Here is a 12,246-nt window from a genome sequence, read left to right on the forward strand (position 1 = left end):
GGCGGCGCTGATCACCGCGGCGATCATCCCGTTCTCGATGCTGCTCACCATCACCGGCATGGTCCAGACGCGGGTCTCGGGCAACCTCATGAGCCTGGGCGCCCTGGACTTCGGCCTGATCGTCGACGGCGCCGTGATCATCGTCGAGAACTGCCTGCGGCGGTTCGGCGAGGCCCAGCATCGCTTGGGCCGCGTGCTGACCCACGACGAGCGCTTCAACCTGGCCACGACCGCGACGGACGAGGTGATCCGCCCCTCGATGTTCGGCGTGCTCATCATCACCCTGGTCTATGTGCCGATCTTCGCCCTGACCGGCGTGGAAGGGAAGATGTTCCACCCCATGGCGATCACCGTGGTCATCGCCCTGACGGCCGCGATGCTCCTGTCGCTCACCTTCGTCCCGGCCGCCGTGGCGCTGTTCGTCACCGGCAAGGTCGAGGAGAAGGAAAGCCCGGTCATGCGCGGGGCGCGGCGGCTCTATCAGCCGGCCCTGGAGACCGCGTTGCGGCTGCGGATCGCCTTCGTCGCGGGCGCGGTGGTCCTGGTGCTGCTGGCGGGTTTCGCGGCCAGCCGGATGGGGTCGGAGTTCGTGCCCAACCTGGACGAGGGGGACATCGCGCTCCACGCCCTGCGGATCCCCGGCACCAGCCTGACCCAGGCCATCGGCATGCAGACGGCCCTGGAGGCGCGCATCAAGCGTTTCCCGGAGGTCGAGCGGGTGGTGGCCAAGATGGGCACCGCCGAGGTCGCGACGGACCCCATGCCGCCCTCCGTGGCCGACACCTTCATCATGCTCAAGGACCGCAAGGACTGGCCCGATCCGCGCAAGCCGCGCGCCAAGCTTCTGGCCGAGCTGCAGGCCGCCGTGGCGGAGGTCCCGGGCAACAACTACGAGTTCACCCAGCCCATCCAGATGCGGTTCAACGAGCTGCTGTCCGGGGTCCGGGCCGACGTCGCGGTCAAGGTCTTCGGCGACGACCTGGAGCAGCTCCTGGCGATCGGCAAGTCGGTCGAAGGCGTGGTCGACGACGTCGAGGGCGCCGAGGACGTCGGCGTCGAGCAGATCACCGGCCTGCCGGTCCTGCAGATCACCCCGGACCGCGCGGCCCTGGCGCGGCTCGGCCTCAACGTCGACGATGTCCAGGACGTGGTCTCGGCCTCGCTCGGGGGCGCCGTGGCCGGGCAGATCTTCGAGGGGGACCGGCGGTTCGATGTCATCGTCCGGCTGCCGGAGGCCATTCGCAGCAACGTCGACGAGATCGGCCGCCTGCGCGTGCCCCTGCCGGCGACGGCCGACGGAACGCGCGGCTTCGTGCCACTCGCCGACGTCGCCCGGATCGAGGTGGAGATCGGGCCCAACCAGATCAGCCGCGAGAACGGAAAGCGCCGCGTGGTCGTGACCGCCAACGTCCGCGGGCGCGACCTCGGCTCGTTCATCCAGGAGGTGCAGCAGAAGGTGGGTTCGGAGGTGGACCTGCCCAGCGGCTATTGGGTGAGCTACGGCGGCACCTTCGAACAGCTGATCTCGGCGGCCAAGCGGCTGCAGCTGGTCGTGCCGGTGGCGCTGCTGCTGATCTTCGGACTGCTTTATGCGCTGTTCCGATCGGTGAAGGACGCTGCCATCGTCTTCTCCGGCGTGCCGCTGGCGCTGACCGGGGGCGTCGCGGCGCTGATGATCCGGGGCCTCCCGCTCTCCATCTCCGCCGGGATCGGCTTCATCGCCCTCTCCGGCGTGGCGGTGCTGAACGGGGTCGTCATGGTCAGCTTCATCCGCACCCTCCTCACCGAAGGGCGGCCCCTGGACGACGCGATCCGCGAAGGCGCGCTCACGCGACTGCGGCCAGTCCTGATGACGGCGCTGGTGGCCAGTCTCGGCTTCGTGCCGATGGCCTTCAACGTCGGCGCTGGGGCGGAAGTGCAGCGACCGCTTGCCACGGTGGTCATTGGCGGGGTCATCTCGTCTACGCTGCTGACCCTCCTCGTCCTGCCTGCGCTCTATGCCCTGGTCCATCGAAGGCGCCCGTCAGCGTCCCTTGACCGATCGGCGCGTGCGGCGCCCAGCTAGCACCGCCGCGTCGAGGATTGATGGTGCAACTGAAAGGCTTTCTGGCCTGGCCGGGCGCGCCCCTGGCGGTCGCCTCTGCGGCGCTGTTCGGGGCGAGCACGCCATTGGCCAAGACCCTGCTCGGCGAAGGGGTGAGCCCCTGGCTGCTGGCGGCGCTGCTGTACCTGGGCTCGGGCCTCGGCCTGGCGAGCCTGCACTACGGACGCAAGGTGGTCGGCGCCCCGTCCCAAGAAGCACCGCTGGCGCGCGCGGACTGGGGCTGGATGGCGCTGGTGGTGCTGGCCGGCGGCGTGGCGGGGCCCGTGCTGCTCATGCTGGGCCTCGCGACCACCTCGGCGGCAAGCGCCGCCCTGCTGCTCAACCTCGAGGGCTTGGCCACCATGGCGATCGCCTGGATGGTCTTCCGGGAGAACGTCGACCGCCGGCTGTTGCTTGGGGCCGCCGCGATCCTGGCCGGGGCGCTGCTGCTCTCCTGGCAGGAGGGCGCAGGCCTGGGCGGCTTCGGCGCGGGGTCGGTGTTCATCGCCGCGGCCTGCCTGGCCTGGGGCGTTGACAACAACCTCACCCGCAGGATCAGCGCCTCCGATCCGGTGCAGATCGCCATGGTGAAGGGACTCGTGGCGGGCGCCGTCAACCTTGCGGTGGCGCTGTCTGCGGGCGCTCGCCCGCCGGACGCCGGCTTGCTCGCCGCCGCTGGGCTGGTGGGCTTCCTGGGCTATGGGGTGAGCCTGGTGCTGTTCGTGCTGGCCCTGCGCTTCCTGGGCACGGCGCGGACCGGCGCCTACTTCTCCGCCGCCCCCTTCATCGGCGCGCTTCTGGCCCTGCTATTGTTCGCCGAGCCGGTCACCTGGCGACTCGCCGCCGCGGCGGTGCTGATGGGCGTCGGCCTCTACCTCCATCTCGTGGAACGTCACGAGCACGGGCATGAGCATTCCCCGCTGGAGCATGAGCATCCCCATCGCCACGACGCGCACCACCAGCACGCCCACGGACCCGGCGATCCATCTGGCGAGCCGCACACCCATAGCCACCGCCACGCGCGGCTGCGCCACGCGCATCCGCACTATCCCGACCTGCACCATCGGCACGACCACTGAGGCTAGCCAGACGCATGCGGAGCCGGGCCATCCCACCCTCAGCGACAGGCCGGGCAGTCCCCGCGGATTTCGAGGGTGACCGCGCGCACGACAAAACCCGCCGGGGCCGGGCCCCAGTCGTCGAGATGGTGCAACAGCTCGTCGGTCCGGCCGCAGCGGTCGCAAATCAGGAACGCCGCTGTGTGCGGGTCGCCGGGCGCGGCGCAGGCCAGGTAGGCTTTCCGGCTCTCGACCCGATGCGCTAGGCCGATGGCGAGCAGGAAGTCCAAGGCGCGGTAGACCGTCGGCGGTCCCACGTAACGAGCGCCGCGCTTGAGCCCGGCCATCAGCTCGTAGGCTGTTCGCGGCCCGGCCGCCGCGAGGAGCAGTTCGTAGGTCGGGCAGCGCGGCGGAGTCCAGGCTTCACCTCGCGCCTTGCAGCGCGCCTCCGCCTCAGCTAGCGCTGCCTTGTGGGCGGTGGCCGACCGCATCGGCCGGGGAGCGTCCTGGTCCGTCGTCATGGTTTGCTCCATTCGCGGAGACAGTCCGGCATCAATCGGCTCGCGTCCTCGCAGCGCGGCGCGAGGTCGCTGGGCAGCGGCAACGGCTTCTTGGGCGGCACATTCGCGCCGCCGGTGTTCCCCATCGGCAGCCAGCCCAACCATGACAGCAGGCCTCCCGCGACCAACCGCAGCACCTGACCTCGGACCTAACGCGCGTCGCGGCGGCGCCACGCGATCCGCAGCATCATCCAGTGCGTCCAGCTGTGGGCACCGGCCCAGGGCAGGCCAAGGATAAGGTTCGACATCGGACCGTGACGCGCGTTCGGGACGCGACTCGCCAGATCGCCAAGGGGCGTCGCAACAGGCTCAGGCTGGCCTCGACCCGTGATGTTGCGGGGCGGGTATGCACCAGTCGCTTGGTCAGATTCCGATCCAAACTATGGCGACCACCACGGCGAGGCAGACGAGGGAGGCGACCAGGAGAGCGACCGCCCACGCCGAGGGGCGCTCCGGCGCACGCGGGGGGTTAGGCATCGCCGACTCCCGCCGCATTCGACGTCCCCATGGGCCGCATCAGGCCGTCCTCGCCGTCCTCTAGTCCGAACTCATGGGCTATCGAGGTGGGCGCCGATGGGTTGTCCCCGTACAGCAAAATTAGGCGTTCATTGCCCAAGAGGCTCGTCCTCCGACTGACGTCCCTCATGACTACCAGGCCCAGGGCACCGAGACCCATCGTCCTGCGGCGCCGCCACGACCGGGCGGCCGGCTCGCCCGGAACGTCTGGCGTCATTTTCTTCGTCATGGAGCGGCGATCCCTTCCCGACGCTGGACGGGCCGGGCTTGCAGATCATCATCGCTGGCCGCCCAGCTGTGTTCGGACGCCCTGACCAGTCTGGATCTGCACGCGTTCCGCGACGAGACGGGCGGGGGCTCCGAGCTGCGCTGCCCATCCCTCGCCACGGCGGGGGCCTGTGGGTGATCGCTGAGCGCCTCGAGAGCGACGAGACCACCCGCAGGTCATGGTACGGCCGCCCGCCTCGGCCGGCAGTCATGATCGCGGCTCCGGCGCAGTCGGCTCGCGCTGGTCGCGGTCGCGGGCGTCAATGGTCTCCAACCCCGGCGAGGGCTTCGGCGGCGGATTGGGACTTTCACGTGGAGCGCCCCACATCGGCGCGGGGCGCTGTGCTGGCCCCACCTTGGCACAGGCGCTGAAGGCGAGTGCGATCGCCACGAGGCCGGTTACTTGGAGACGTCCGCGGTGCTGGGTTCCCATTCGAAGGACTCCGATGTCGAAGGATTTAAGTGCTTGGTGACGCTCCCGGGTCGTCATGGTGGAGGCCGCGGAGCTGCGACCGCGGCCGAAGCCGGATCAACGCTGCCAGAAGCGGGCGCATCCGGTCCCGCTGCCGGCCGCGGTGCGATCAGCCTGAGGTCTGCGATCTGCTGACTCTCGAGGCGGAAGCGCACCTTGTCGCCGGGCGCCACGCCCGCCAGAAGCGAAGACTTAGCGACCGCGAACGGCTTCGTCCCATGCGGCCAGTTCAGGCTCTCGATCGCCTCATAGGCGATCGTGACCCGTCCGCCGGCGGCGTCGACCGCCTGCACGACCCCGACGCCCACCACATCGCTCATCTTGAAGGGGGCTTGCGGCGGCGGCGGGGGACTGCGCACGTGGGTCGACGGCCGGCTGGGGCCCCGGGAGGCGGGCGGCGGGCGGCCCTGGCCGGGGCGTCCGCTTGTGCCGCGACCGTATTGGCTGAAGGCCGGCGACGCGGCCATCAGTGTCGCCAGCAGGATCGGCGCGGTCCATTTCAAGGACGAGGCGCTCGTCGCGGAGGACCGCAGCAAACGGATCATGACGAGGCCGCCGCAGGCCGCCGGATGAGCGGCTCGAGGTTCTGTTGGACCGCGCGGGCGTCGAAGGCCCGCGGATCGTCCGCCGGCTTCGCGCCGCGCCGGAGAAGGATTTCCGCCGTGGCGGTGAACCGCTCGGTGGTCCGGACGTCCAGCCCGCCGCCCCACCCCGGATAGAGACCCCCGCCCGGACCGAAGCCATGGCCAAGGTGGCCGAACCCGTGGCGGCCACCACCATGCCCTACGCCGTGACCGAAGCCATGGCCCCAACCGCCGAAAGCTGAGACGCCCCCGTAGGCGCCGACGGCGGAGACGTAGGCCTTGCGGTCGGTCGCCCGGTCGGCGAGCTCGAACCAGTCATAACCGCGCGCGAGCGTGAGTTCCGCCGCTCGATAGAGTAGCCCCACCTCCACGGTCTCGCGGGAGGTAAGCGTGTTGCCGGCGAAGGAGACGCGGAGACGATCCGGTTCGACCTGGGTGTCCGTGTAGCCCCCGGTCACTGACCCTCTGCTGACCTGCGGCTGGTAGGGGGTGACCGTGGCGCAGCCCGCCAGCAGGGCGGCGGCTGCCAGAAGCGCGGGGAAGTGAAGAGATCGTGTCATGTCGCGTCCCCGCGTCCGGCGCGGAGCTCCTGTGAAGCGAAGGGAAATCGGGGTTGGGCGGAGGTCAGTGGAGAACATTGAAGAGCTCCGGCGGCTTGCCGTAGCCGCGATGTTCGCCGCCGTGGCTCTCGCGCCTGTGATCATGGTCGCCGCGGCCGCCGCGACGCCACGCCTTGGCGCTGGCATCGGTCAGCAGCTTCGCGGTCCGGCCAGACGGCCTGGTCGGTGGTGCGCCTGTCGAATGGTCGCAGGCGTCGATGACCTTCATACGCGGCGTTGTCGTTGGGACACACCAGCAGGGGCATCGAGGTCCCGCGCGCCGAGACGCTGCAAGGCTTAGCGGGCATCGCGTTGGGGTCTCCGCGGCGTCGGGGGTGTCGCCCTGGGCGATCTTCTCGCTGGGTTTTAGGGCCTCGCATTGTGATTGAGGCGGCGAAGGCCAGGATCCGGCGATGTCGAAGAGGTCGTGGCTCACCGCTGCGCCGATGGCGCCCGTCATCCGGGGACCCGCCGCCGTCGCGGGCCTTCGGCCAGGATTGCTCGTGGAGCGTCTCACTTGGACTGTAACAGGCGCATCGTGCTCTGCTCCATGGCATGGGAAGTGTCGATGACGTTGAGGTTGGCCTCGTAGGCTCGCTGCGCCGCCTTGAAGTCGAGCGACTCGACAATGCTCTCGACGTTCGGGAGCTTCACATAGCCACTCGGATCCGCGGCTGGATGGCCTGGACTGTATTCCTTCTTGAAGGCCCTCGGATCAGGGTCGGTGCGCACCAGCTGCACGCTCGTGGAGCCGTCCTCGAGCTTGAGCGGCGCGAAGATCGGCATCTGCCGCCGGTAGGGATCGCCGCCGGGTGTGGAAGCCGTGGTCTGCGAATTCGCGATGTTCTCAGCGATGATGCGCATTCGGGCCTGCTGGGCGCGGAGCGCCACCGCCGCGATCGCCATTGGACCGCCTTCACCAACCTTGGTCATGAACAAATCCTCGGATGTGGGCCCCTTGGGTCCGGTTGAAAGGGGATGGTGCGCGCACAGCTGGTCATAGGCCGCCGCCTTCGGGGGATCGGCGCGGCGCATGCGAGACGGACACAGGCGCGCCTGCCGGCGGCTCGGCCATGTGCAGGTTCGGCCGGAAGGTGTGGGTGTGGTCCGCCTCCTCCAGCACGGGGCGGGGGCGCCTAGGACGGCGAAACTGGCTTGGCGATCCACCCGGCTCCAGCCGCCGTCACCGCGATCGGCGGCCTCCGGCCAGTCTCCACATAGACGCGCCGGCGCGCCGCCGCCATACGCGGGAGCTGCTTCCCGGAGCCGGATCCCCTTGGCTGACGACTGCTTCGTGGGGCCGGGTCGTCTCTTGCGGAAGACCGCCTGATGTCGCGCGCCGGCATGAACGGCTGTCGTCATGCCGGCGCGTCCAGTCACCTCCATAACGGGTGGGGGGCGGCGACCGGAACCCGCGTTCGGGAGGGGGACGAGCCCGAACGTGGGGGGACGGGGCAAAGGGTGACGCCGGCGTGACATTGAAGGTGTCACGCCGGCGGGTCCGGTCAGGTCCGTCGGGTATGCAAGGATCTGGCCGAACAGTGCTCCGCTGGCCACCGACGTGCGGCGGCGGCGTTCGGGGCGACGCCTGGCGCCCGAGGGCAAGCGGAATGGAACGGTAGTGCAAAGCAGGCGCGGCGACGCAACCCGACCGAGCCGGCGCGCGGCGAGGCCGCGAGACGCGGCCAGCGACGAATGGCGGGGCATGGCTGTGACTTCCCTCCGCGAACAAAACCAAGGCGACCGCCCGAGGGGCGATCAGGCTCTGGTTTACGCGCGAGGCGGTCGGTCGAGTCGGTGGGGATCGGCCGGCGGTGGCGGCAGGGCGGATTCCGAGCGCCAGCTCAGGGACTGACGTGCGGCGGTCCGGGCGACCTGGACCTCAGCCGGCATGGGGGCAATGTGGCCGGCGCAGCCGGCGCATGTGCGAGCGGGCGCCCTGATCGGAGCGCCTGCGCCGTCCCGACCGTTCACGGGCGAAGCCTGGAGGAACGCGGGTTCCGCCGCCTGAAGCTGCTCAACACCGACGGGCGCAGCTGGCGCGCCGGCATGCGCGAGCGGGCCGCAAGAGAGGCAGGTGCCGAGCAGGCAGAACGTGAAGATCGGAGTCAACAGGAGCCGCAACAACCCGCTTGCCGCGGGCCTCGACAAGCGGCGCGTCCGCGTAGGCGGAGCTCCTCGCATCGTGACTGAAGCAGCAAACATACTAGGATAGTGCCTGCATTCCTGCCCCTGGGAAAGCGCCAATGCGCCGCCCTCGCATCGCCGACTTTAACGGCGCGTGAGCGCCGCGGCTGACTCCCAATCCGACACGTCGCCTTGCTGGTTCCCATAAGAGCGGTACGTTCCGACGCGGGCGTGGTTCTGCGACGCGATGTTGGGTCCGACCGCTGACGAGGGCGTGGAACAATACCGAGCCGAAGTCTGCCTCTATCAGCGTTACTGGGCGGCGTGGCCCTCGCTTGCGGAGCGGGGCGCGTTGAGGCCGCCGACGCGCGCTATCGCTTCACCATCCCGCCACGGTCCTACGCCGACGCCCTGATCGACCTGGGTCTGCAGGCCAACGTCTCGGTCCTGGGCACGGCAAGCTGCGGAACGGGGGGCCGGGCCGCCCTCACCGGCCGCTACACCCTGGACCAGGCGCTGGAGCAGTTGCTGGCCGGCGCGCCCTGCCGCTACCGCATCGTCGACGCCCGCACCGTGCGCATCTCGCCGGCCGCGCCGCCGCCACAGGCCCTGCCCGAGCGCGACCCCAGCCGGCCGCCTTCCATCGTCGCCGAGGTGGTCGTCACCGCCACCAAGCGCCCCGTCGCGCTGGGCCGGCTGCCCGCCGGCGTCAGCGCCATCTCGCGTGACCAGATCGGCGCCACCCGCGCCAACGACGTCGGCCAGACCGTGGGCCAGCTGGCCGGCGTGCTGACCACCAACCTCGGGCCTGGGCGCGATAAGCTCCTGATCCGCGGCCTGTCGGATGGCGCCTTCACCGGCCGCACGCGTTCCACCGTCGGCACCTACCTGGACGACGCCCCGGTCAACTACAACGCCCCCGACCCCGACCTGCGCCTTGTCGATATCGACCGGATCGAGGTGGTCCGCGGGCCCCAGGGCGCGCTCTACGGCTCGGGCGCGATAGCCGGCGTCTACCGGATCGTCACCACCAAGCCCGATCTGAAGGACTTCGAATTCGGGGGCTCGGCCACCGTCTCCCGCACCGAAGGTGGAGACGAAAGCCACGAGTTCGACGGCTACCTCGGCATCCCGCTGGTGAAAGACCACATCGCGCTGCGCCTCGTGGCCTACGAGGAGGTTCAGGGCGGCTACCTCGACGATGTGAATCTGCAGGTGCGCAACGTCGACCAGACCCGCCGCGACGGCGGCCGGTTGGCGCTGCGCATCCGCTTCAACGACAGCTGGCGGCTGGACGCCCACGCCGCGATGCAGAACTTGCGTTCGGACGACACCCGGTACGTCACCTCGGCCATGAGCGCGCCCGGCGCCCCCAGCGCGCGCCGCAGCCAGATCCGGGAGACCCACAACAATGACTTCTCCTACGCTGGCGTCACCACCCACGGCGAGTTTGATTGGGGCAGCGTCACCTCGTCGACCAACTACGTGCGCCACGTCTTCTCGAGCCAGTTCGACGCCACCGTCGGGCTGCGCGAATTGCCCACGGCCAACCTGACCGACCTCGGCGCCTACGTGGAAGCCACGCGGTCGAACATCGTGGTGCAGGACCTGGTCGTCCGTTCGTCGGACAGCGGGCGCTTCAACTGGCTGGTGGGGGCCAACGCTGCGCGGACGGTCGACCGGACGCCTTCGCGACTGGATGCCCTGGGTTCGCTGGGCGCGGCCACGGCCTACGCCGAAGACCGCAAGGATCGCCTGGCCGAGGACGCCCTCTACGGCGAGGCAACCTACGATCTCGGCAGTGGCTGGAGCGTCACCGCGGGGGGGCGTCTCTTTCAGACGCGCGTTCACACGACCGCCGCCGTGGTGGTGACCTTCTCCGGCGAGCGCGCGTTCGACCGCAAGGACAGCTTCGACGGGTTTTCGCCCAAGCTCTCGGTCCAGCGCGAGTTCGACAACGGCGACCTGATCTACGGCCTGATCAGCGAGGGATACCGGCCCGGCGGCTTCAACTCGTCGGGGTTCTTCCCGATCCGAGCCGAACGCGCCGTGTTCGCACCCGATCGACTGCGGAACTTCGAGACCGGCGTGAAGCTGCGCCGCATGGAGGGCCGCCTCGCCGTCCGGGCCGCCGCCTACTACAGCGACTGGTCCAACGTGCAGACCGATCAGTACCGGGCCTCTGGCCTGCGGTTCACGTCCAACGTCGGCGACGCCCGCATCATGGGGCTGGAGGGGGAACTCAGCTACGAGTGGCGGTGGGGCCTGACCGTCGCGTTCAACGGCCTCGTGTCCAACTCGTTCGTTCGCAACTTCAATCCTGATTTCGCGAGCCGGGTGGCCAACAACCTGCCGGGCGTGCCCGACACCTCGGGCGGCATCCTGGCCGTCTACGAGCGCGCGCTGAACGACCGGTTCTCGCTGCGGCTCGTTGGCGAGGCCAGCTACGTGGGCCGCTCCCGCATCAGTTTCGACGCCGCCTCGGCGGCCCGCACCGACAATTACCTGCGCTCGAAGCTGGCGGCCGAGGTCTCCGCCGACCATTGGCGGCTCACCGCCTTCGTCACCAATCCCTTTGACTACGACGCCGACACCTTCGCCTACGGCAACCCGTTTAGTTTCAGTGGCCCCCGAGGTGTACGGCAAGCGACCCCCCAGCGCCCCCGCACGCTGGGTCTGCGACTCGCCACCACATTCTGAAAACACCCTAAGGCCGCCCCATCGGCGAACAGATGCTTCACCCAACGCCAGCGCTTGCGGATGCCGTCCAGGATGACCTGGACGCCGACGCTGTCGGAGATGTCGGCCGAGGTCACGTTGAACATCAGCCGCCCGTCAGTATCCACGGCGATGTGGCGCTTGCGCCCGACGATCTTCTTGCCGGCGTCATAACTTATTTGCGCACCAGGGGCCGGAGCCTTCACTTCCAGAGCTGCAGCCTATCGACTGCCGCGCCCGCCTCATCCCCGTCGCGGATAGCCGGGCTCACCGCCTGTTGCCGCGAAACCAGGCGCATCGGGTGTTGCCGCAGGCCCATCCGTAGGGACCCAGTTGGGTTTTGGAAACCTCGGCTCTATCAAACGAGCCGACGTCTATTTCTGGCAGCCATCGTCAACTGGCTACCGGACGTAACGTACTGGTTCAACGCCATATTAACCTTGTCATATACTTCGCACAGGTTCGACTCGAACCACTTTCCCCGCATAAACATTACGCTTAGGCCCGTTAGTTCAGCGCTGTGGCGTAGCAGCGTCCCTCGTCTTCCCGGCTCTATGGCGAACGACTCCGTATCGCTTGAGAAGAACCGGCCAGTCCTAAACGACAACGATCGGCCCGGTTCAAAAGCGCTGATCGTCGCCCCGATATTCCGGCGCTTATTCGGGTTAAATCCAATCATCAGCGTGACCTCTTCCCCTAGGCCGGCGACGCCGACGACATCGCGACAGGGATTCCACTTGCGATAGGATCGGAAGTCGCAGAGGGCGCGCCAGACTTTCATGGGGGGCGCGGCGATTTCGATCTCAGTGTCGATCATCATAACGGCGTCTCTTTGGCCAGATCAGGACGCGGGCGGCCCCGGTGATGCATTCGGTGGACACGGGAATCCGACCGCTGCGCGCTGCGTCGAACGCCCTCCCCGTGTCGACCGTCCACCTGGTCCACACCTCGTAGAAGATGCGATGGTCCGCATAGAAGGTGCAATGTGTCCGCGCGCACGGGCTCCGCCGCCCGTGGCCGGCGGAGCGATCCGCCCACGCTCTGGACCTCGCCAGCTTGCCCACGAGACTGCCTGCGCCGACGAGCTGACGGCGGGGTTCCTCTCCGGTCTCTTCGGCCGTTCAAGGTTCCCCCTCGATCGGGCGTTTCCCGGTGATAGCCGGGCTTGCGGTCGCCGCCTACCTGCTGCTGGCCGCGCAATGCGAGTGGAAGGTCTGTCTGATCTCCTGATCGCCATCCTGGCTGGGGCCATCCCTGCGCGC

The 12,246-nt window shown here is 69.0% G+C and carries 10 protein-coding genes and 1 pseudogene; 3 read left to right on the plus strand and 8 right to left on the minus strand.

Annotated elements, in window-relative coordinates; all coding sequences use genetic code 11:
* On the plus strand, window positions 1–2,065 hold a 2,065-nt coding region (locus EPN98_RS05225), incomplete at its 5' end, for a CusA/CzcA family heavy metal efflux RND transporter (RefSeq protein ID WP_293361223.1).
* A gap of 20 nt (window positions 2,066–2,085) precedes the next feature.
* Entirely contained in the window at window positions 2,086–3,162 is a 1,077-nt protein-coding gene (locus tag EPN98_RS05230; RefSeq protein WP_293361225.1) for a DMT family transporter, read from the plus strand.
* 38 nt (window positions 3,163–3,200) lie between these two features.
* Here the strand turns inward: EPN98_RS05230 and EPN98_RS05235 are convergent, their stop codons facing one another.
* The 6 genes from EPN98_RS05235 to flgC all read right to left on the minus strand — a co-directional run bounded on the left by EPN98_RS05235 (window position 3,201) and on the right by flgC (window position 7,072).
* A complete protein-coding gene (locus EPN98_RS05235; RefSeq protein ID WP_293361227.1) occupies window positions 3,201–3,662 on the minus strand; it encodes a Fur family transcriptional regulator in 462 nt (153 codons plus the stop codon).
* Window positions 3,659–3,838: a DUF3703 domain-containing protein gene (locus EPN98_RS24495; RefSeq protein WP_366558459.1), complete on the minus strand. Its 180-nt coding sequence runs from the start codon at window positions 3,836–3,838 to the stop codon at window positions 3,659–3,661. The genes EPN98_RS05235 and EPN98_RS24495 overlap by 4 nt, the downstream gene beginning before the upstream one ends.
* Window positions 3,839–4,970: 1,132 nt before the next feature.
* A complete protein-coding gene (locus EPN98_RS05240; protein WP_293361229.1) occupies window positions 4,971–5,459 on the minus strand; it encodes a copper-binding protein in 489 nt (162 codons plus the stop codon).
* A 38-nt stretch (window positions 5,460–5,497) separates the two neighbouring features.
* Entirely contained in the window at window positions 5,498–6,100 is a 603-nt protein-coding gene (locus tag EPN98_RS05245; RefSeq protein WP_293361231.1) for a hypothetical protein, read from the minus strand.
* A gap of 64 nt (window positions 6,101–6,164) precedes the next feature.
* The gene (locus EPN98_RS05250; protein ID WP_293361233.1) at window positions 6,165–6,368 is read right to left on the minus strand and encodes a hypothetical protein; all 204 of its coding nucleotides are present in this window, start codon (window positions 6,366–6,368) and stop codon (window positions 6,165–6,167) included.
* 284 nt (window positions 6,369–6,652) lie between these two features.
* On the minus strand, window positions 6,653–7,072 hold the full coding sequence (gene flgC / locus EPN98_RS05255; protein ID WP_293361276.1) for a flagellar basal body rod protein FlgC: 420 nt from the start codon (window positions 7,070–7,072) through the stop codon (window positions 6,653–6,655).
* 1,518 nt (window positions 7,073–8,590) lie between these two features.
* Here flgC and EPN98_RS05260 point away from each other — a divergent pair.
* On the plus strand, window positions 8,591–10,966 hold the full coding sequence (locus tag EPN98_RS05260) for a TonB-dependent receptor (protein WP_293361235.1): 2,376 nt from the start codon (window positions 8,591–8,593) through the stop codon (window positions 10,964–10,966).
* 17 nt (window positions 10,967–10,983) lie between these two features.
* Here EPN98_RS05260 and EPN98_RS05265 read toward each other — a convergent pair.
* Together EPN98_RS05265 and EPN98_RS05270 are read right to left on the minus strand one after the other, a co-directional pair.
* A pseudogene (locus tag EPN98_RS05265) lies at window positions 10,984–11,190 on the minus strand (transposase); the annotation flags it as partial.
* A 152-nt stretch (window positions 11,191–11,342) separates the two neighbouring features.
* Window positions 11,343–11,804 carry an SRPBCC domain-containing protein gene (locus tag EPN98_RS05270; protein WP_293361237.1) on the minus strand — a complete coding sequence of 154 codons (462 nt, stop codon included), beginning with the start codon at window positions 11,802–11,804 and terminating at the stop codon, window positions 11,343–11,345.
* Window positions 11,805–12,246 lie beyond the last annotated feature (442 nt).

It is taken from the genome of Phenylobacterium sp. (genome assembly GCF_004299445.1).
Taxonomy (GTDB): Bacteria; Pseudomonadota; Alphaproteobacteria; order Caulobacterales; family Caulobacteraceae; genus Phenylobacterium.

What these genes read in the sequence shown, in the direction of transcription:
- EPN98_RS05230 (WP_293361225.1), top strand. Translation starts at nt 2,086, where the DNA reads ATGGTGCAACTGAAAGGCTTTCTGGCCTGGCCGGGCGCGCCCCTGGCG.
- EPN98_RS05235 (WP_293361227.1), bottom strand. Translation starts at nt 3,662, where the DNA reads ATGACGACGGACCAGGACGCTCCCCGGCCGATGCGGTCGGCCACCGCC.
- EPN98_RS05245 (WP_293361231.1), bottom strand. Translation starts at nt 6,100, where the DNA reads ATGACACGATCTCTTCACTTCCCCGCGCTTCTGGCAGCCGCCGCCCTG.
- EPN98_RS05250 (WP_293361233.1), bottom strand. Translation starts at nt 6,368, where the DNA reads ATGAAGGTCATCGACGCCTGCGACCATTCGACAGGCGCACCACCGACC.
- flgC (WP_293361276.1), bottom strand. Translation starts at nt 7,072, where the DNA reads ATGACCAAGGTTGGTGAAGGCGGTCCAATGGCGATCGCGGCGGTGGCG.
- EPN98_RS05270 (WP_293361237.1), bottom strand. Translation starts at nt 11,804, where the DNA reads ATGATGATCGACACTGAGATCGAAATCGCCGCGCCCCCCATGAAAGTC.